Genomic DNA, 20,542 nt, shown 5'->3' with positions numbered 1-20,542 from the left:
GGGGGCGGCCCGTCGCCGGACCGCCCCCCTTCCCGTCGTTACCGGTCGATCAGGCCGGCGTGGCGGGCGTGGCCGGCGTGGCGCCGACCTGCGTCCAGGTATTCCACAATGCGGCGATGCCCGCGCGTGGATTGCCGGTGACCGCACCGAACGCCGCCTGCGCGCCGGCCTTGTCGCCCGACTTGGCGAGCGCGATGCCGAGGCGGGTGTTCACCTCATTGGCGTCGACACCACCCTTGCTCAGCGCCGCACGATACAATTCGATCGCCTTGGCATAGTTGTTCTGGCCGAGATAGGCGTCGGCGGTCGACGCGGCGATCTTGCCGTCCTTCGATGCCATCGCGGTCTTCTCGCTGCTCGCCAGCGATCCGTCCGCCTTGATCGCGGTGTTCGCCGCGGTCAGCAGGCTCTTCGAGAAGGCGCTGGTCGCCGGGATCTTGCCCGAGGCCATGCCTTCCTTCAGCACCGCCGCCGCCTCATAGGGATTGCCGCGGTCGTAGACGTTCTTGGCATAATCCTCGTACATCGCCTGATCCGGCATCGCACCGGCGGTACGCAGCAGGCGATACAGATCGACCGTCTGCGCCTTGTCCGGCGCGGCGAGGCTGTTCTGCGCGAACGCATATTGCAGGATGACGTCACGCCACACCCGGGCATTCGGATAGGCCGCGACGTACTTCTGCATCCAGGCGAGCGTTTCCGGCGCCATCTTCTTGTTGTTCGCGGTGGCGATGCCGAAGCGGTAATAGGCCTCCGGCACGGTCTGGCCCGCCGCCTTCTGCGCGGTGATGAACCGGTCGAGATCGGCGAGGCCACCGGCGGTGTCACCGGCCTGCACCTTCACCTTGGCGAGCTGCAGATCGAAATCGGGGCTGTTGTAGCCGGCCGCCTTCGCCTGGGTGAAATACTGGGTCGCCACCGGGTACTGACCGCTATTGTAGGCGAGCTGGCCACGACGGAACAGATATTTGCCGCGGTCGGCGGCCGGCGTGTTCTTGGCGGCGATCAGCGCGTCGAGCGGCTTGGCGAGCACGGTCTCGTCAAGCGGTGCCTTGGGATTGGCCTCCTGCGCGATGACGAGCTTGGTGTTCTCCAGATCGTAACGGAGTGCGGCGGCGATATATTTGTCGTCGTCGGTGGTGGCCGCGGCCTCGACCTGCGCGACGAGCGGCTCGGCGGTGGCGGGATTGCGGGCCTTGACGGCTTCCTGCGCCTGGAAGGCGATCGCCTGCACCGGCTTGCTGAGCTTGAAGCCAGGAGCCGCCTGCTCTTCCTTCTTGTCCTTGGCGGCCGCGGGGGCGACGATCGCCAGACCGCTCACGCCGGTGGCCAGCACCGCGGCCAGCGCGAGCTTCGAAAGGGTCTTCATGCTAACTCTCTCTCCAGATAGTGAGGCATCGCTGCCGCTAACGTCTGCGGGGCTGTAACGGTCCGTCGCAAGCCGTTCAAGCGATGCCATGCCCGTCCCGGTTGCGGCATCCGCACTGAACGGCGATTGAACGGCCGCCGCGGGGCGGCTACCGGCGGGCACGATGATCGCCGTCCTCTCCCCCGCCAAGACGCTCGACTATGAGTCGCCCATCCCCGATCTCGCGCCGACCCGGCCGCGTTTCGCCAAGGAGGCGGCGACGCTCGCCGCCGCCGCATCGCACCTGACGCAGAAGAAGCTGTCGGAGTTGATGCACATCTCGCCGGCGCTGGCCAAGCTCAACGCCGACCGCTTCCGCGACTTTGCGGACTCGCCCGAACGGCCGGCGATCTTCGCGTTCGACGGTGACGTCTACACCGGCTTCGACGTCAAGACGCTGGAGGAGGAGGCGCTTCCCTTCGCACAGGATCATCTACGACTGCTCTCGGGCCTGTACGGCATGCTGCGCCCGCTCGATTTGATGCGCCCCTACCGGCTGGAGATGGGTACGCGCTGGGCGCCGCGGCACAAGAAGCTGACCGACTGGTGGGGCGACCGCATCGGCAAGGCGCTGGCCGAAGACGTCGCCGCCGACGGCGAACGGGTCGTCCTCAACCTCGCCAGCCAGGAATATTGGGCGGGGGTCGCGGGCCACCTGCCCGCCGACGTCCGCGTGGTGGCGATAGATTTCCGCGACGGCGACCGCTTCGTCAGCTTCCACGCCAAGAAGGCGCGCGGGATGATGGCGCGCTGGATGGTCGAGCATCGCATCACCGACATCGACGCGATGCGGGGGTTCGACAGCGACGGCTATGCGTTCGACGCGGCGGCGAGCAGCGACGATCAATGGCGGTTCTCGCGTTGAGCGCCGCGGTCGTCATCGGCGCATCCGGCGGGATCGGTGCCGCGCTGCATGAGGCGCTGGTCGAGGAAGCGGCCTACGCCCGCATCCACGCGCTGTCGCGCTCGGGTGCCGCGCCGATCGATATCACCGACGAGGCGAGCATCGCCGCCGCCGCGGCGCGGATCGCCACCGGGCCGGCGCCGTCGCTCGTCATCCTCGCCACCGGCCTGCTGCACGATGCGGAGCGCGGCCCGGAGAAAAGCTATCGCGAATTCGATCCGGCGTGGCTCGAACAGGTGCTGCGCGTCAATGCGGTCGGGCCGGCCTTGGTCGCCAAGCATCTGCTGCCGCTGATGCCCAAACAGGGGCGGACGGTGTTCGCCGTCCTCTCGGCGCGGATCGGCAGCATCTCCGACAACCGGCTCGGCGGCTGGTACGGCTATCGGATGGCGAAGGCCGCGCTCAACCAATTGGTTCGGACGTTGAGCATCGAGGAGAAGCGCCGCAACGATCGCTCGATCGTCGTCGGGTTGCATCCGGGCACGGTCGACACCGCGCTGTCGAAGCCGTTCCAGGGCAACGTGCGGCCGGGAACGCTGTTCACGCCGGATCGCGCGGCGTCGCAATTGCTCGACGTGATCGACGGCCTGACCGTGACCGACAGCGGCAAGCTGTTCGACTTCGAGGGCAAGGAAGTCGCGCCTTAAGGCGCGGCTGGATGCGATGCCTGACCTAACCCGATGCATAAGGCTGTGGCGATGAGGCTCGATTGGGCTTCGACGCTCGATGTCACCCCCGACTTGTACCGCTGCCCCTGCCCAACCCCACCAGTGCTCCTGCGAAAGCAGGAGCCCAGGGCCCGGAACGCCGTCAGCTGTCGGTCTGCTTGACCCTGGGTTCCTGCGTCCGCAGGAACACTGGAGGGCACGGTGGGCGAGTGTGCCCGGAACGCCATCGTGCAGCCCCGCGCGAGGAGGCGACGGGTAGCCGGCAAGCCCCCGAACATGACAGAATCGTCATGTTTCAGCCATTTACGCGTCAGCCCGGCGCGCGCATCCTTGCCGGCAGGACGACGCGATCCACGCGTCCGCCGCTGGAGATGATGCCATGACCAAGTCCCTGCCCTTCGCCATGCTGGCCGTCGCGTCGCTGTGCTGCGGCTCGGCGGCCCTCGCCACGCAGGCCGCCACGCCGAAGACCACCGCCAGGACGGTGGCGACCAGCCGCACGACGACCACCACCAAGCCCGCAGTCGGCCGCCCGACCGCGACGGCCAAGACGACGACGCGCACCACCTCCGCCGCCAAGGGCCGGATGGTGACGACCAAGACCAGCACCGGCAAGACCGTCACCTACGATTGCAGCAAGGCCGGCAACGCGACCAAGACCGCCTGCAAGAAATAAGCGTCGCCACTCCTGTATCCCGCGCGCACGCGTATGTGCGTGCGCGCGTGACTTTCGGTCCGGGTGGTCCTACAAGATCGGCACACTTCTGTAACAATCCGAAAGCGTATAGCCTTGGCCGACGAGACCACCCTCGCCGAACCCTCCGACATTTCGACGATTTCCATCGTCGACGAGATGAAGTCGAGCTACCTCGACTATGCGATGAGCGTCATCGTGGCGCGCGCGCTGCCCGACGTGCGCGACGGGCTGAAGCCGGTCCATCGCCGCATCCTGTTCTCGGCGCAGGAAAACGGCTTCCTGTTCAACCGTCCATACCGCAAGTCGGCGCGCATCGTCGGCGACGTGATCGGTAAATACCACCCGCACGGCGACACCTCGATCTACGACGCCTTGGCGCGGATGACGCAGGATTGGGCGATGCGCCTGCCGCTGATCGACGGCCAGGGCAATTTCGGCTCGATGGACCCCGATCCGCCCGCCGCGATGCGCTACACCGAGGCGCGCCTCGCCCGCGCCGCCAATTATCTGATGGAGGATCTCGACAAGGATACCGTCGATTTCCAGCCCAATTACGATGCCAGCGAGCGCGAGCCGCAGGTGTTGCCGGCGCGTTTCCCCAATCTGCTCGTCAATGGCGCCGGCGGCATCGCGGTCGGCATGGCGACCAACATCCCGCCGCACAATCTCGGCGAGGTGGTCGACGCCTGCATCGCCTATATCGATGCGACGATGGCCGGCGGCACGATCTCGATCGACGAGCTGATCGAGATTGTCCCCGGCCCCGACTTCCCGACCGGTGCGATCATCCTCGGCAAGGCGGGCGCGCGCTCCGCCTATCATACCGGCCGCGGCTCGATCATCGTCCGCTCGCGCCATATCGTCGAGGAGAGCCGTGGCGACCGGCGCTCGATCGTGCTCACCGCCATCCCCTTCCAGCAGGGCAAGAACGCGCTGGTCGAGAAGATCGCCGAGGCCGCCAAGGACAAGCGCATCGAGGGCGTCAGCGACATCCGCGACGAATCGAACCGCGAGGGCGTGCGCATCGTCATCGACCTCAAGCGCGACGCGACGCCGGACGTGGTGCTCAACCAGCTCTGGCGGCACACGCCGGCGCAGGGGTCCTTCCCCGCCAACATGCTCGCGATCCGCGGCGGCCGGCCGGAGACGCTGAACCTCAAGGACATCATCCAGGCCTTCGTCCAGTTCCGCGAACAGGTCATCACCCGCCGCTCCAAGTTCGAGCTCAACAAGGCGCGCGACCGGGCGCATATCCTGCTCGGGCTGGTGATCGCGGTCACCAACCTCGACGAGGTGGTGCGGATCATCCGCGGCTCGTCTAGCCCGGCGGAGGCGCGCGCCGCGCTGCTGGCGCGCGAATGGCCGGTCGCCGAGATCGCCCCCTATCTCAGCCTGGTCGAGGCGGTCGAGGGCATCCAGGTCGGCGAGAGCTACCGCCTGTCCGACGTGCAGGTCCGCGCGATCCTCGATCTGCGCCTGCATCGCCTCACCGCTTTGGGTCGGGACGAGATCGGCGACGAGCTCAAGGGCCTCGCCGATTCGATCGCCGCGCTGCTCGAGATCCTCGGCAATCGCAAGCGCCTCTACGAGGTGATGCGCGAGGAGCTGGTCGACGTCCGCTCGATCTTCGCGACGCCGCGCCGGACCGAGATCGCCGCTGCCGCCGACGGCATCGACGACGAGGATCTGATCGAGCGCGAGGACATGGTCGTCACCGTCACGGTGCAGGGCTATATCAAGCGCACGCCGCTCGACGCCTTCCGCGCGCAGAAGCGCGGCGGCAAGGGGCGCGCCGGCATGGCGACCAAGGAAGAGGATGCGATCACCAGCCTGTTCGTCACCTCGACGCACACGCCGGTGCTGTTCTTCTCCAACCTCGGCAAGGTCTATCGCAAGAAGGTCTGGCGCCTGCCCGAGGGCGGGCCGGCGACGCGCGGCCGGCCGATGATCAACCTGCTGCCGCTGGCGCCGGGCGAGACGATCTCGACCGTCCTGCCGCTGCCCGAGGACGAGACGCGCTGGGGCGACCTGCACGTCATGTTCGCCACCGCCAACGGCACCGTCCGCCGCAACGCGATGGACGCCTTCGCCAACATCCCGTCGAACGGCAAGTTGGCGATGCGCTTCGACGAAGGGTCCGACGACAAATTGATCGGGGTCGCGGTGCTGACCGAGAGTGACGACGTGCTGCTCGCCACGCGCAACGGCAAGGCGATCCGCTTCGCCGCCACCGACGTGCGCGAATTCCAGAGCCGCACCTCGACCGGCGTACGCGGCGTCAGCCTCGGCGAGGGCGACGAGGTGATCTCGCTCTCGATCCTGCGCGGCTTCCACGCCACCACCGAAGAGCGCGAGCAATATCTGAAAGCCGCGGCCTGGAAGGAAGGCGAGCGCGAGGCGGCGCTGCCGCCCGAGCGGATGGCCGAGTTCGAGGCCGCGGAGGAGTTCATCCTCACCGTCACCCAGAACGGCTATGGCAAGCGCACCTCGGCCTATGAATATCGCCGCACCAACCGCGGCGGCCAGGGCATCACCAACATCGTCTCCGCCGGCCGCAACGGGCCGGTGGTGGCGAGCTTCCCGGCGCATTCGGGCGAGCAACTGATGCTGGTCACCGATCAGGCCAAGCTGATCCGCATGTCGGTCGGCGACGTCCGCGTCACCGGCCGCAACACGCAGGGCGTGACGCTGTTCAGCGTCGCCAAGGACGAACATGTCGTCTCGGCCGCGCGGATCGACGAGGAGGAAGAGCCCGAAAACGAGGCCGAGGCGGTGATCGCCGAGGAATTGGGCAGCACCCCGGCGCTGCCGGGCGGGGACGATCTGGTGGTCGACGACGGCACCGGCCCGCAGACGATGGACGAGCAGGTCGACGACAGCGACGACGGCGAGAGCGGGGATGAGGCATGAGCCAGCGTCCTACCACCGCGTATAAGGTGCTGACCGCCGAGCAGATGGCGGCGCTGGAGCGGAACCGGCAGTTCGCCGGGGCGCCGGTCGACCTGGCCGACGGCTACATCCATATGTCGACGGCGGCACAGCTCACCGAGACGGTCGACAAGCATTTCGCCGGGCAGAGCGACCTGCACGTCGTCGCAATCGACCTCGGCAGCTTCGGCGACACGCTGAAGTGGGAGAAATCGCGCGGCGGCCAGCTTTTCCCGCATCTCTACGAGCCGCTGCTGCTCGAAACCGTCATCGCTTACGGTCCGCTGGAGCGTGCCGCGGACGGGACGGTCCGATTGCCGATCGCCGGCTGATCCCGGTTCAGGCTCCGCTCGCCGAGAAAGGCGGGCGGAACCGCATTTGGAACACCATCGTTACCCCGTCACAACGACCAAGATGGGAGAATTCCAATGCGTACCCTGGCCCTGACGATCGGCAGCCTGATGATGGTGCCCGCCGCGGCTCTGGCACAGCAAGCCCAGCCTGCCCCTGGCGCCGCGGCGACCGCCACCGGTTCCGCCACCGCTACCGCGCCCACCGTCGGCGCGACGATCTATGACAGTGCGGGCGTCGCGCTCGGCACCGTCGCCAGCATCACCCCGCAGGCGGTGATCCTCAACACCGGCACCGCGCAGGTGCCCGTCCCCCCCGCGTCGATCGGCAAGACCGACAAGGGCTTCGCGATGGCGATGACCAAGGCCGATCTCGACGCCGCGGTCGCCAGTTCGCAGGCACAGGCGCAGGCGGCGGTGAAGTCCAAGCTGACCCCCGGCACGTCGGTGACCGGCCTCAACGGCGCGACGCTCGGCACGATCAAGGCGGCCGACGCGCAATTCGTCACGCTGACCACCGCCAAGGGCGACGTCAAGCTGCCGATCGCCGGCTTCAGCGCCGATGCGAGCGGCAAGATCGTCGCCGGCATCACCGCCGACCAGCTCGCGGCGGCCACCACCGGCGCGGCGAAGTAACGGATCGGGGAGGGTCCGCCCTCCCCGTTTTCGGCGTACGACGGCGGGAGCGATATCCAGTCAATTCCTCCCCCGCCAGGGAGTGCCGGGTTGGATTGCCCCCGGCAATCCAAGCACATGCCGGGGGCATGTGCGACCCGGCACTGTGGCGCGGCGAAGCCGTGACGGAGGGGGAGGTAAGCGACGACCTCGGTTGCGTGTCCTCCCCCTCCGTCATGCCTTCGGCATGCCACCTCCCCCTGGCGGGGGAGGACTTTCTTCAGGCTTGAACGTCGAGCCTCGTCGGCACCGTCACGCTCACCGCCGCATCACCAACTGACGATCTTCAGGCCGCGACCGCCTGCTCCGTCAGCGTCGCGCGGATCGCCTCGACCGCGTCCGCCGCCTTCGCCCCGTCGGGACCACCACCCTGCGCCATGTCGGGCCGGCCGCCGCCACCCTGCCCGCCGAGCACCGCAACCGCGCGGCGCAGCAGGTCGACCGCATTGACGCGGCCGACCAGATCATCGCTCACCCCGACCGCGATCGAGGCGCGACCGTCGTTGACCGCGACCATCACCGCGACGCCCGCGCCGCCCAGGCGCTGCTTGGCGTCATCGACCGCGCCACGCAGCCCCTTCGCCTCGAAGCCGTCGAGCACCTGACCGATGAACGCGACACCGCCGACCTGCTCCGGTCCCGCGGCCGCACCACCGGCGCCACCGCCCATTGCCAGCGCCTTCTTCGCCTCGGCGAGTTCCCGCTCCAGCCGCCGCCGCTCGTCGAGCAGCGCGATCACCCGCGCCGGCACCTCGTCGGGCGTCGTCTTGAGCGCGCTCGCCGCCTCGCGCAGCCGCTCGTCGCGACCGTTGAGATAGGCGCGCGCCGCCTCGCCGGTCAGCGCCTCGACGCGCCGCACGCCCGACGACACCGCGCCCTCGCCGACCACCTTGAACAGGCCGATGTCGCCGAGCGCATTGACGTGGGTGCCGCCGCACAGCTCGACCGAATAGGTCTTGCCGCCATCCTCGGTGCCCATCGACACGACGCGGACCTCGTCGCCGTATTTCTCGCCGAACAGCGCCATCGCGCCCTCGGCGATCGCCTCGTCGGGGGTCATCAGCCGCGTCGTCACGCTGCCGTTGCCGCGGATCTGCGCGTTGACCGCTATCTCGGCGTCGGCGAGTTCCTCCGCCGTCATCGCCACCGGGTGCGAGACGTCGAAGCGCAGCCGCTCGGGCGCGACCAGCGAGCCCTTTTGCGCAACATGCGTGCCGAGCCGCTGGCGCAGCGCCTCGTGCAGCAGATGCGTCGCCGAATGGTTGGCGCGGATCTGCGCGCGACGCGCGACGTCGATCTGGAGACGGACGGCATCGCCGACCTTGATCGCACCGCCCTCGATCACCGCATGATGGACGAAGACGCGGCCCAATTGCTTCGAGGTCTCGGTCACCACGGCCCTCAGGCCGCCGTCGGTCGTGATCGTGCCGGTGTCGCCGACCTGCCCGCCGCTCTCGCCATAGAAGGGCGTCTGGTTGACAATAATCGCGACGGTGTCGCCCGCCGCCGCCTGATCGACGCGTGCACCGTCCCTGACCAGCGCGACTACCTCGCCCTCACCGACGTCGGCGCTATAGCCGATGAATTCGGTCGAGCCGGTCTCCTCGGCGATGTCGAACCACAGATCGTCCGATGCCTTGGCGCCCGAGCCCTTCCAGGCGGCGCGGGCAGCACGCTTCTGCTCGGCCATCGCCGCATCGAAGCCGGCGCGATCGACGGTCAGCCCGCGCTCGCGCAACGCGTCCTCGGTGAGGTCGTAGGGGAAGCCGAACGTGTCGTAGAGCCGGAACGCGGTCTCGCCGGCGAGCGTCGCGCCCTCGGCCATGTCGACGGTCGCCTCGTCGAGCAGCTTCAGCCCCTTGTCGAGCGTCTTGCGGAACTGCGTCTCTTCCTGGCGCAACGTCGCCTCGATCAGCGGCTGCGCGCGGACCAGCTCGGGATAGGCGGCGCCCATCTCTGCGACCAGCGCCGGCACCAGCCGGTGCATCAACGGCTCCTTGGCGCCGAGCAGATGCGCGTGGCGCATCGCGCGCCGCATGATCCGCCGCAGCACATAGCCCCGGCCCTCGTTCGCAGGTAGCACCCCGTCGGCGACGAGGAAGCCGGACGAGCGGAGATGATCGGCAATGACGCGATGCGACGCCCGCCGCGGCCCCTCGGCATCGGTGCCGGTCAGCGAGGTCGAGGCAGCGATCAGCGCCTTGAACGTGTCGGTATCGTAATTGTCGTGGACGCCCTGCAGCACCGCGGCGATCCGCTCCAGCCCCATGCCGGTGTCGATCGACTTCTTGGGCAGCTCGCCGACGATCTCATTGGCCTCCTGCTCATATTGCATGAAGACGAGGTTCCAGATCTCGACGAAGCGGTCGCCATCCTCGTCCGGGCTGCCGGGAGGGCCACCCGGGATGTGGTCGCCATGGTCGTAGAAGATCTCGGAACAGGGGCCGCACGGGCCGCTGTCGCCCATCGCCCAGAAATTGTCCTTGGTGGCGATGCGGATGATCCGCTCTTCGGGCAGATATTTGGTCCACAGGCCGAACGCCTCGTCGTCGGTATGATAGACGGTGGCGGTCAGCTTCTCGGCCGGAATACCCCAGACGCTCGTCAGCAGGGTCCAGGCGTGGTGGATCGCCTGTTCCTTGAAATAATCGCCGAACGAGAAATTGCCGAGCATCTCGAAGAAGGTATGATGCCGCGCGGTATAGCCGACATTGTCGAGATCGTTGTGCTTGCCGCCGGCGCGCACTGACTTCTGGCTGCTGGTCGCGGTGGTGTAGGGCCGGCTTTCGAGGCCGGTGAAGACGTTCTTGAACGGCACCATCCCGGCGTTGACGAACATCAGCGTCGGGTCGTTCTGCGGCACCAGCGGCGCGGAGGGCACGATGGCATGGCCCGCGCTCGCGAAATAGTCGAGGAAGCCGCGGCGGATGTCGTTGGTCGAGGTCATAGACCAAGCGACTTAGGCGAGAGACGGCCCGCCCTCAAGCGTCGTTACGCGCCACCACACATGTGCTGCGAGTCGGGCAGCGTCCACGATTCCATCGTGCGCAGGTTGGTCGTCGTATAGATCCGGCCGCGATCGTCGCCCGGCGGGCAATGCCGTGGGATACTGACGAGGCAGGCGAGCACGCGATCCCCCCGCCGCGCATTCTGTGCCGCCGCGACGCGGCTGTAGGAGACACCGTACAGGCCATTGGCGAGGGATATGCTCGTTCCACTCTCGGGCACCGGCCGGCCCGACCCATCCTCCAGCCGCGCGGACACGTTGCGCACCGTGCTGAACACGCATGTCCCGACCCGCTTCGGCAAGCCCGGCGGCTGCGCCGCGACCGCGGGTCCGGCAAGCGACAGCAGAGCAAGGGCGTAGGCGCAGGAAAGCCGCATATGCTGGTCCTTCATCCGAAAGGTTGATCGATCGACTTGGGCGGCGTGCTGAACCAGCGCGGCCCCTCGGCGGTCATGTGGAAGCAGTCCTCCAGCCGGACGCCAAACTGGCCGGGCAGGTAGATGCCGGGCTCGTTCGAGAAGCACATGCCGGCGGCCAGCCGCGTCGTCTCGCCGCGGACGAGGTTGACGGGTTCGTGGCCGTCCATGCCGATGCCGTGGCCGGTACGGTGCGACAGGCCGGGCAGTTTATAGTCGGGGCCGTAGCCGAGGCCGGTGTAATAGCGCCGCACCGCATCGTCGACGCTGCCCGCGGTGACGCCGATCCGCGCCGCGGCGAGGGCGACCTGCTGGCCGCGCGCCGCCTGATCCCAGACCTTGCGCTGCGCGACGGTGGCGCTGCCCTGCGGCACCCAGGTCCGCGAGATATCGGATTGATAGCCCTGCACGGTGCAGCCGCAATCCATCAGCAGGATCTCTCCCGCGGCGATGCGATGCACCTCGCGGCTGCCGTGCGGCAGCGCGGCGGCGGGACCGATCAGCGCCAGCACGAATTCGGGAGCGCCGCCGAGCCGGGTGGTCGCGGCGGACATCATCGCGCCGATCTGGCTGCCGGTCATCCCCGCCTCGACCCGCGGCGCCAGCCAGCGATAGGCGGCGAGCGTCACCTCGGTCGCGACCTGCATCAACGCGAGTTCGGCGGGCGTCTTGATCATCCGGCAGCCGCGCACCACCGGATTGGCGCTCACCTGCCGTGCGTCAGGGGCGAAGCGGGCGAGGTCGGTCGGGATGAAGACGCGCGTCGTCTCCTCGATGCCGATCGGCAGCCGGTCGAGTCCGCGCTCCTTCAGCCAGCCGGCGACGACGGCCAGCGCGTTGCCGTCCTCCTGCCAGACGCGCACCGCGGCGGGGACGCTCAGCGTCTGGCGGACCGACGGCTCCTCGAAGAAGGGCGTGACGATCAGCGGTTCGCCCTCGCGCGGCAGGATCGCCAGCGTCGGCCGTTCGCTGCGCCCCCAGCGCACGCCGGTGAAATAGAGCATCGACGAGCCCGGCTCGATCAGCACCGCGCCAAGCCCGTTCGCCGCCATCAGCGCCTGTGCGCGGGCGAGCCGGCGCGCGCGCTCCTCCGGCCCGATCGGCACCGCGCCCGTCGTGATGTCGCGCAACGCGGACAGATCGGGTTCGGCGGCGCGGAGCAGCGCCGACGACAGGAGCGGCACCGCCGCGGCGGCGGCGAGGAGCGAACGGCGCGAGGGGCTGAAGACCATGACGCAGCGATACGGCGCTTGACCCGGCGGCCGCAATCCCCTTCCCTAGAGGCAAATCCTGGAGTTTCGTGCATGGCCAAACGGCTGACCTTGTTTATCGTGATCGGCCTGTTGCTCGGTGTCGTGGTGGGACTGGCGATCAACGGCTGGCTCGACGACGGTTCGCCAGCGGCGGCGGCGCGGCTGAAGGGCATCGCCGGCTATTTCGCGATCGGCACCACCGTTTTCCTGCGACTGATCAAGATGATCATCGCGCCGCTCGTCTTCGCCACGCTGGTCAGCGGCATCACCCAGATGGGCGATACGTCGGCGCTCGGCCGGGTCGGCGCCAAGGCGATCGGCTGGTTCGTCTCGGCCAGCCTGCTGTCGCTCGGGCTCGGGCTGATCCTGGTCAATCTGATCCGGCCGGGGGTCGGTATCAACCTGCCGCTGCCGCCGGTCGACGCCGATGCCGGCATCGCCACCGCCGCGTTCAGCCTCGACAAATTCATCACCCACATCGTCCCCGCTTCGATGGTCGAGGCGATGGCGACCAACGAGATCCTGCAGATCGTCGTCTTCTCGATCTTCGTCGGCGTCGCGATCACCGCGGTCGGCGAGCGCGCCGCGCCGCTGACCCGGGCGATCGACGGTCTGGTCGCGGTGATGCTGCGGATCACCGATTACGTCATGCGCGTCGCGCCGCTCGCGGTGTTCTGCGCGGTGGCGGCGACGCTGACCGAGCGCGGCGCCGGGGTGATCGGCCAGCTCGCCTTCTTCATGGGCAGCTTCTATCTCGCCTTGCTGTGCCTGTGGGCGATCCTGCTCGGCATCGGCTTCCTGTTCATCGGGCCGCGCATCCGCGATCTGATCCGCTACGTCCGCGAGCCGCTGCTCGTCGCCTTCACCACCGCCTCGTCGGAAGCCGCCTATCCGCGCATGCTGGAGGCGCTCGACAAGTTCGGGGTGCCGCCGCGCATCGCCAGCTTCGTGCTGCCGCTCGGCTATTCGTTCAACCTCGACGGCTCGATGATCTACATGACCTTCGCGTCGCTGTTCATCGCCCAGGCCTATGGCATCGACCTGCCGCTCGGCACGCAGATCGCGATGCTCCTGTTCCTGATGATCTCGTCCAAGGGCATCGCCGGCGTGCCGCGCGCCAGCCTCGTCGTGATCGCGGCGGTGCTGCCGGTGTTCAAGATCCCCGAAGCGGGCCTGCTGCTGATCCTCGCGATCGACCATTTCCTCGACATGGGGCGCACCGCGACCAACGTGATCGGCAACGCGGTGGCGGCGTCGGTGGTGGCGAAATGGGAGGGCGGGTTCGATCCGCGCGAGCCCGCGACGATCGACCCCGCGGTGGCCGAGGGGCCGGCGGCACCGGCAGCGACCAGCTTCCGGCACTAGCCGCCATCAGGCGTAGGCGTAGCGGCCGCCCTTCTCCAGCGCCGCCTGATAGGCCGGCAGCGCATGGACCTTCTCGAGCCAGGCGATCGTCGCCGGGCGCGAGGCATCGAGGCCGGCGCGGCTGCGCGCCGCTTCGAGCGGGAAGCTCATCATGATGTCGGCGGCGGTCATCACGTCGCCGGCGAACCACGGGCGTTGCGCCAGCTCCGCTTCGACATAGTCGAGATGGACGTCGATCATCGGCTGGATGCGCTTGACCGCCGCCTTGCCCATCAGCGGGATGCGGCCGAGCACCAGCTTGAGCAGCAGCGGCGGCATCATCGAACCCTCGGCATAATGGAGCCAGAAGCGGTAGCGCAGCACCGACTCGCGATGCGCCGGCGGCCCGAGCCGGCCGTCAGCCTTCTCGACGAGATATTCGACGATCGCACCGGTCTCCGCGATCACCCGGCCGCCGTTGGCGTCGAGGTCCTCGATCACCGGCGACTTGCCGAGCGGGTGGACGCGCTTCAGCTCGGGCGGCGCCAGCATCGTCTTGGGATCGCGCTGATACCGCTTGATCTGATAATCGAGGCCCAATTCTTCGAGCATCCACAAGATCCGCTGCGAGCGGCTGTTCTCGAGATGGTGGACGATGATCATACGGTCTCCCCTGTCGCGCGGGCGGTCCATAGCCAGGCCGCCGCAGGGAAATCCACGACAGGGCCATTTCGTTGCGCCGTCAGCGCCGCGCGCAGGCGGGCGAGAAGCGCCGGCCGGTCTTCCGCGGCGGCATCGCGGAGCCGGGAGGCGGCAGGTCCGATGCGGGTGAGGAAGGCGACGGCATCCTCTACCGCCTCCTCCCCCGCGCCGACGCGATAGCTGAAGCGGGTGAGAACGGCGGTCGCGTCGGCCCAGCCGCCGGCGGCGAGGACCGCAGCGCCCGCCTCCGGATCGGCGAAGGCGAAGGGGCCGGGCACGTAGCTGCCCGAGCGTTGCGGCGCGGGGGTGATCAGCGTCGCCCAGGGATTGTCGGCGACGGCGGCGAAGCAGCTGAACACCAAGCGGCCACCGGGCCGCGTCGCGGCAGCAAGACGGGTGAAGGCAGCCGCGGGATCGGCGAAGAACATGACGCCGTGGCGCGAAACGATCAGGTCGAGCGGCGCGAGCCCGGCAGCGGCGACCAACGCGTCGGCGGTGCGGAAGCTGAGGTTGGCGCGCGCATGGTGCGCCTCGGCGACGGCGACGAGGTCGGGTGACAGATCGGCACCGGTGACTTGCGCGTCTGGCCGCGCTGCGGCGAGCGCGGCGGCGGTGGCACCGGCACCGCAGCCGATGTCGAGCGCATTGATCGCGCCGGCCGGCGCGGCAGCGAGGATCGCGGCGTCGAGCCGTGGAGCGAGATCGGCGAAGGCGCGCTCGGTCCGGCGCCATTCCTCCGCCCAGACGGTGCCGACGCGGCCGGTCCAGTCAATATGGGTGGTCATCGGCAGTCTCCGGAGAAGGTTGGCGCAATTCCAAGCAAAAGAGGCCCGCCGTTGCCGGCGAGCCTCTCGTTTCGTGCTTATCGATGTGCCGGCATCAGATGTCGTCGTCGGCTTCCGGACCGGCCATCATCTCCTCGGCGACCTTCTCGGTGCGCTGACGGATCGCCTTTTCGAGGCGGTCGGCCATTTCGGGATGCTCGCGCAGATAGGTCTTCGAATTCTCGCGGCCCTGGCCGATGCGGACGCTGTCGTAGCTGAACCACGCACCCGATTTCTCGACCAGCCCGGCCTTGACGCCGAGATCGAGGATCTCGCCGATCTTGGAGATGCCCTCGCCATACATGATGTCGAATTCGACCTGCTTGAACGGCGGCGCGACCTTGTTCTTGACGACCTTGACGCGCGTAGCGTTGCCGGTGACCTCTTCCTTGTCCTTGATCGCGCCGGTGCGGCGGATGTCGAGACGGACCGAGGCGTAGAATTTCAGCGCGTTGCCGCCCGTCGTCGTCTCCGGATTGCCGTACATCACGCCGATCTTCATGCGCAGCTGGTTGATGAAGATCACCATGCAGCGCGAGCGGCTGATCGAACCGGTCAGCTTGCGCAGCGACTGCGACATCAGCCGGGCCTGCAGGCCGACGTGGCTGTCGCCCATCTCGCCCTCGATTTCCGCACGGGGCACGAGCGCGGCGACCGAATCGACCACCAGCACGTCGATCGCGTTCGAGCGGACGAGCGTGTCGACGATCTCGAGCGCCTGTTCGCCGGTGTCGGGCTGCGAGACGATCAGCTCGTCGATGTTGACGCCGAGCTTCTTGGCATAGACGGGATCGAGTGCATGTTCGGCGTCGACGAAGGCGGCGGTGCCGCCGCCTTTCTGCGCCTCGGCGATGACGTGCAGCGCGAGCGTCGTCTTGCCCGACGATTCGGGGCCATAGACCTCGATCACGCGGCCGCGCGGCAGGCCGCCGACGCCGAGCGCGATATCGAGGCCGAGCGAACCGGTGGAGATCGTCTCGACCTCCATCGACTGTTTCGCGCCGAGCTTCATCGCCGAGCCCTTGCCGAAGGCGCGGTCGATCTGGGCCAGCGCGGCGTCGAGCGCCTTCTGCCGGTCGGTGGATGCGGTTGCCATGCCGGTGTCGATCACTTTCAGATTGGCGGCCATCGGGAGGTTCCTCGCTAGAGCAAGCGCGTCACCGGGGCAACGCGTCTGTTTTGCTATGTACGGCGTTTGTTCTCTTGGAACAAGAGGGGAACGCTAAGCCGCGGCAGGATTATGGGTGTTTCGCCATCCCGCACCGGAAAGGCGTCCGCGAAGAGCGGGCTCAGGTCAGCGTCGTCGCCAGCGTCCACCACCCCTCGGCGCCTGCGCGCGCCGCCGCGGCGTCGCGTGCCGCGACCGACTCGAACAGCGCGAAACAGGTCGCACCGCTGCCCGACATCCGCGCCAGACGCACACCCGCCGCCGCATCGAGCAGCGCCAACACCGCGGCGATCGCCGGCGCGATCGCCACCGCCGGCGCCTGCAGGTCGTTGCGCCCGACCAGCGCACGCGCGAGCACATCGCCGTCGGCGGCAATGCCACCGCGGTCCACGCCATCCCATCTCGCGAACACCGCCGCGGTGCTCACCGCGACCCCGGGATTGACCAGCAGCAGCGGCATGCCCGCCAGCCCCTCGACCGGCAGCAACGCCTCGCCCTTCCCCGTGCCGAGCGTCGCGCGGCCGAGCAGGCAGGCGGGGACGTCGGCACCGAGCGCCTCGGCGATGACGAACAGCCGCGGGTCGTCGGGCGCGATGCCGTGCAGCCCGGCGAGCGCCCGCAGCGTCGCCGCCGCGTCCGCCGAGCCGCCGCCGATCCCCGAGGCAATCGGCAGATGCTTGTCGAGCGTGATCGCATGCGGCTGCGCGATACCGAAGGCCGCGCGAAAGGCGTGCGCAGCGCGGATCACCAGATTGTCCGAATCCGCAGCGCCGGCGAGCGCGGCGGCGAACGGCCCGATGATCGCGAACCGGTCGGTCGCGTCGGGCACCACCGTCACGCTGTCGCCATCGGCGGCGAAGACGAACAGCGTCTCCAGCTCGTGATAGCCGTCGGGGCGACGACGACGGACGTGGAGCGCGAGGTTGATCTTGGCAGGCGCCGGCTCGACGATCATTTGCGCGGCAGCCCCTGCACCGCCTTGGTGGCGAGCCGCGTCGCATCATCGGCCGAGGCGGTCAGCGCCGCGGCGCGCCAGGCGTAGCGCGCCTCGTAACGGCGGCCGCGGGTCCAATAGAGGTCGCCGAGATGCTCGCCGATCTCCGCATTGATCGGATCGCCCGCGGCGGCGCTTTCGATCAGCGGCTGCGCGCGGGTGACGTCGCCGCCGATGAAATAGGCCCAGCCGAGCGAATCGGCGATCGAGGCATCGTCGGGCTTCAACGCATGCGCGCGTTCGAGCATCGCGATCGACTGCGGTACGTCGACCCGCCGCTCCGCCTGCGCATAGCCGAGATAGTTGAGCGCGAGCGGCTCGCGCGGCGCGATCGCCACCGCTTTCTGCAGGGCGACGCGGCCCGCCGGCCAGTCGCCCGCCTGTTCGAGCGCGCCGCCATATTGCAGCCAGGCGCTCCATGCGGTCGGATCGGCGTCGACGACGCGGCGATACCAGTCCGCCGCCTCGCGATGACGGTTCATCGCGCTGAGCTGATCGGCATAGGTCTGCCAGTCGCTCTCGCCCGCCCCTGCCCGCTCGGCACCGCTGCGAGCGAGCGCCAGCGCGTCGGCGGGGCGGCCGGCGGTGGTCAGGATGCTGATCCGCGTCGCGCCGGCGGTCGCCGCATAGGGACTGGCGGGCGCGATGCCGTCGAGCGTCGCCAGCGCGCGCGGAATCGCCTTGTCCTTGGCGAGCGCGGCGGCGAGCAGCAGCCGGGCGCGGTCGTTGGCCGGACAAGCGATCACCGCGGTGCGCGCGAGCGCGATCGACAGATCGGTGGCGTCCTGATCGGCCAAGTCGCCGGCGATCCGCCCGAGCAGCCGCGACACGCCGAACCCGAGCGTCGGCTGCGCGGCGTCGCCGGCCCGCACCGCCGCGAACCCCGGATCGCCGCCGGCGAGCAGCGCCCGCGCCCGATCGGTCTCGCCGCGACCGAACAGCAACTGCCCGGCGGACAGGCGCAGGTCGACCGGCGACCCCGTCTCGCGCAGCGCCTGGATGGTGGCCAGCCCCCGTGCGGTATCGCCGCGGGCGATCTGGAGCAGCGCCGCGGTCTCGGCGGTGAGCCGCTGGCTGACCGGGTCCTTCCCCGCTTTGGCGATCTGTGGCGCGGGATCGTTCCCCTGCGCGAACGCGATCCACGCGCGCAACGACGGCACCAGTACCGCCAGCGGCGTCGCGGCGAGCGCATCGGTCGCCGCGGTCGCGCCGGCGACGTCCTGTTTCGCCGCGGCGACGGCGAGCGGCAGCAGCGGCAGATCCGCGGGCGCCTCGGGTCGGCCGCGCAGCACCGCGACGGCGCGGGTGGCGAGCGCGACGTCGCCGGCGGCCAGCGCCTCGCGATAGGCGCGCAACGCGACGGCCGTGCTCGCCGGCGCGGCGGCGAGCGCGCGGGCATAGCCGGCCGCGGCGAGATCGACCCGGCCGTCGGCATCGGCGGCGCCGGCCTTGAGATAGTCGGCGAGATGACCGGTGTCGGCCGCTGCCGGCGGGACCGCGCCGAAACTCAGCAGCGACGCGAGGAACAGGCGTTTACATATTGGGATAATTCGGGCCTCCACCACCCTCCGGCACCACCCAGTTGATGTTCTGGGTCGGGTCCTTGATGTCGCACGTCTTGCAGTGGACGCAGTTCTGCGCGTTGATCACGAACTTGGGATCGCCGGTCTCCTGGCCCACGATCTCGTAAACGCCGGCCGGGCAATAGCGTTGCGCGGGTTCGTCGTAGAGCGGCAGGTCGTATTCGACCGGCACGTTCGGGTCCCTCAGCGTCAGATGGACCGGCTGGTCCTCCTCGTGATTGGTGTTCGACAGGAACACCGAGGAGAGGCGGTCGAAGGTCAGCACGCCGTCGGGCTTGGGATAGACCGGCGGCTTGACCAGATCCTTGCGCCACAGGCTTTCGTGATCGGGATGATGCTTCATCGTGAACGGCATCCTGAGACCGAAATGTTCGAGCCACATCGTCACGCCGGCGAGGCCCGAGCCGAGGAAGTCGCCGAACTTCTTGACCAGCGGCACGACGTTGCGGACGACCGACAGCTCCTTGTGCAGCCACGACGTCTCGAACGCCGCCGGATAGGCGGCCAGTTCGTCGCGCTCGCGCTGCGACAGGATCGCCGCGACCGCAGCCTCGGCGGCCATCATCCCCGACTTCATCGCGCCATGCGTGCCCTTGAGCCGCGGCACGTTGAGGAAGCCCGCCGAACAGCCGATCAGCGCGCCGCCGGGGAAGACCAGCTTCGGGATCGACTGCAACCCGCCGTCATTGATCGCGCGCGCACCATAGGACACGCGCTTGCCGCCCTTGAGGATCGCGGCGATCTCCGGATGCGTCTTCCACTTCTGCATCTCCTGAAAGGGCGACAGATAGGGATTGGTGTAATTGAGCCAGGTGACGAAGCCGAGGCTGACCTGCCCGTTCGCCTGATGATACAGCCAGCTGCCGCCGTTGGCGTCGTCGCCGAGCGGCCAGCCCTGCGTATGGATGACGCGGCCGGGACTGTGCAGCGCGGGATCGATGTCCCACAATTCCTTGATGCCGAGGCCATAGACCTGCGGCTGCGCATCCTTGGCCAGATCGAAGGTACGGATCACCTCCTTGGTGAGGTGGCCGCGCACGCCCTCGGCGAAGAAGGTGTATTTGGCGTGGAGCTCGAGCCCCGGCGTATAATCGGGCTTGTGCGTGCCGTCGCGTGCGACGCCCATGTCGCCGGTGGCGACGCCCTTCACCCTGCCCTGTTCGTCGAACAGGATCTCCGCGGCGGCGAAGCCGGGGAAGATCTCGACGCCCAGCTCCTCGGCCTTGCCCGCCAGCCAGCGACACAGATTGCCGAGGCTGCCGGTATAGGTCCCCTTGTTGTGCATGAACGGCGGGGTGAGGAATTCGGGCAAAGTGCGCTTGCCGGTCGCGGTCAGCACCCAATGGTGATTTTCGGTCACCGGCACCTCGGCGAGCGGGCAGCCATCCTCGCGCCAGTTCGGCAGCAGTTCGTCGAGGCTGCGCGGATCGATCACCGCACCCGACAGGATGTGCGCGCCGACCTCCGAGCCCTTCTCCAGCACGCAGACCGACAGGTCGGCACCCTGTTCGGCCGCGACCTGTTTGAAGCGGATCGCCGCCGACAGGCCCGCCGGGCCGGCGCCGACGATCACCACGTCATAGGGCATCGATTCGCGTGTCGACATCATTCCACTCCCGGG

General features: G+C 68.7%; 17 protein-coding genes. 7 read left to right on the top strand and 10 right to left on the bottom strand.

Annotated elements, in window-relative coordinates:
* Nucleotides 1-49: 49 nt before the first annotated feature.
* Nucleotides 50-1,369, bottom strand: a complete 1,320-nt coding sequence (locus AC07U4_RS00250; protein WP_038658433.1) for an outer membrane protein assembly factor BamD — start codon at nt 1,367-1,369, stop codon at nt 50-52.
* Nucleotides 1,370-1,532: 163 nt separating this feature from the next.
* On the opposite strand from AC07U4_RS00250, the gene yaaA reads away from it, so the two are divergent.
* The 6 genes from yaaA (at nt 1,533) to AC07U4_RS00220 (ending at nt 7,591) form a co-directional block, all read left to right on the top strand.
* Nucleotides 1,533-2,273, top strand: coding sequence for a peroxide stress protein YaaA (gene yaaA, locus AC07U4_RS00245; RefSeq protein ID WP_495193999.1), 741 nt, complete (start codon nt 1,533-1,535; stop codon nt 2,271-2,273).
* Nucleotides 2,255-2,959, top strand: a complete 705-nt coding sequence (locus AC07U4_RS00240; protein ID WP_038658426.1) for an SDR family NAD(P)-dependent oxidoreductase — start codon at nt 2,255-2,257, stop codon at nt 2,957-2,959. Before yaaA ends, AC07U4_RS00240 begins: the two co-directional genes overlap by 19 nt.
* 400 nt (nt 2,960-3,359) lie before the next feature.
* Nucleotides 3,360-3,656: a hypothetical protein gene (locus AC07U4_RS00235; protein WP_038658422.1), complete on the top strand. Its 297-nt coding sequence runs from the start codon at nt 3,360-3,362 to the stop codon at nt 3,654-3,656.
* Between the two features lie 114 nt (nt 3,657-3,770).
* Nucleotides 3,771-6,587, top strand: a complete 2,817-nt coding sequence (gyrA, locus tag AC07U4_RS00230; protein ID WP_038658420.1) for a DNA gyrase subunit A — start codon at nt 3,771-3,773, stop codon at nt 6,585-6,587.
* A complete protein-coding gene (locus AC07U4_RS00225) occupies nt 6,584-6,937 on the top strand; it encodes a DUF952 domain-containing protein (protein WP_495193998.1) in 354 nt (117 codons plus the stop codon). Before gyrA ends, AC07U4_RS00225 begins: the two co-directional genes overlap by 4 nt.
* Before the next feature lie 96 nt (nt 6,938-7,033).
* Nucleotides 7,034-7,591: a hypothetical protein gene (locus AC07U4_RS00220; protein ID WP_038658413.1), complete on the top strand. Its 558-nt coding sequence runs from the start codon at nt 7,034-7,036 to the stop codon at nt 7,589-7,591.
* A gap of 325 nt (nt 7,592-7,916) precedes the next feature.
* Here the strand turns inward: AC07U4_RS00220 and alaS are convergent, their stop codons facing one another.
* From alaS to AC07U4_RS00205, 3 genes are read right to left on the bottom strand one after another with little or no spacing between them, the layout of a single operon-like run.
* Complete coding sequence (gene alaS / locus AC07U4_RS00215) at nt 7,917-10,577, bottom strand: alanine--tRNA ligase (protein WP_495193997.1); 2,661 nt, start codon at nt 10,575-10,577, stop codon at nt 7,917-7,919.
* Nucleotides 10,578-10,621: 44 nt separating this feature from the next.
* Complete coding sequence (locus AC07U4_RS00210; protein ID WP_038666114.1) at nt 10,622-11,014, bottom strand: hypothetical protein; 393 nt, start codon at nt 11,012-11,014, stop codon at nt 10,622-10,624.
* Between the two features lie 11 nt (nt 11,015-11,025).
* Nucleotides 11,026-12,285 (bottom strand): M24 family metallopeptidase, encoded by a 1,260-nt coding sequence (locus AC07U4_RS00205; protein ID WP_495193996.1) that lies wholly within the window; start codon nt 12,283-12,285, stop codon nt 11,026-11,028.
* A 72-nt stretch (nt 12,286-12,357) separates the two neighbouring features.
* Between AC07U4_RS00205 and AC07U4_RS00200 the strand changes: the two genes are divergently transcribed.
* Nucleotides 12,358-13,671: a dicarboxylate/amino acid:cation symporter gene (locus AC07U4_RS00200; RefSeq protein ID WP_495193995.1), complete on the top strand. Its 1,314-nt coding sequence runs from the start codon at nt 12,358-12,360 to the stop codon at nt 13,669-13,671.
* A gap of 6 nt (nt 13,672-13,677) precedes the next feature.
* Here AC07U4_RS00200 and AC07U4_RS00195 read toward each other — a convergent pair whose 3' ends face one another.
* From AC07U4_RS00195 to AC07U4_RS00170, 6 genes are all read right to left on the bottom strand, one after another.
* Nucleotides 13,678-14,313 carry a glutathione S-transferase family protein gene (locus AC07U4_RS00195; RefSeq protein WP_038658401.1) on the bottom strand — a complete coding sequence of 212 codons (636 nt, stop codon included), beginning with the start codon at nt 14,311-14,313 and terminating at the stop codon, nt 13,678-13,680.
* On the bottom strand, nt 14,310-15,137 hold the full coding sequence (locus AC07U4_RS00190; protein ID WP_038658399.1) for a class I SAM-dependent methyltransferase: 828 nt from the start codon (nt 15,135-15,137) through the stop codon (nt 14,310-14,312). The genes AC07U4_RS00195 and AC07U4_RS00190 overlap by 4 nt, the downstream gene beginning before the upstream one ends.
* A gap of 94 nt (nt 15,138-15,231) precedes the next feature.
* Nucleotides 15,232-16,305 (bottom strand): recombinase RecA, encoded by a 1,074-nt coding sequence (recA, locus tag AC07U4_RS00185; RefSeq protein ID WP_038658396.1) that lies wholly within the window; start codon nt 16,303-16,305, stop codon nt 15,232-15,234.
* Nucleotides 16,306-16,465: 160 nt separating this feature from the next.
* Nucleotides 16,466-17,299, bottom strand: a complete 834-nt coding sequence (locus AC07U4_RS00180) for a 4-(cytidine 5'-diphospho)-2-C-methyl-D-erythritol kinase (protein WP_495193994.1) — start codon at nt 17,297-17,299, stop codon at nt 16,466-16,468.
* Complete coding sequence (locus AC07U4_RS00175; RefSeq protein WP_495193993.1) at nt 17,296-18,900, bottom strand: tetratricopeptide repeat protein; 1,605 nt, start codon at nt 18,898-18,900, stop codon at nt 17,296-17,298. The genes AC07U4_RS00180 and AC07U4_RS00175 overlap by 4 nt, the downstream gene beginning before the upstream one ends.
* Nucleotides 18,872-20,527 carry an electron transfer flavoprotein-ubiquinone oxidoreductase gene (locus tag AC07U4_RS00170; protein WP_495193992.1) on the bottom strand — a complete coding sequence of 552 codons (1,656 nt, stop codon included), beginning with the start codon at nt 20,525-20,527 and terminating at the stop codon, nt 18,872-18,874. The genes AC07U4_RS00175 and AC07U4_RS00170 overlap by 29 nt, the downstream gene beginning before the upstream one ends.
* Nucleotides 20,528-20,542: the final 15 nt, after the last annotated feature.

This window comes from Sphingomonas sp. GW821-FHT02B09, assembly GCF_059421875.1.
The sequence above is the reverse complement of the archived record's forward strand: the minus strand, read 5'-3'. Positions and strand labels throughout refer to the sequence as shown.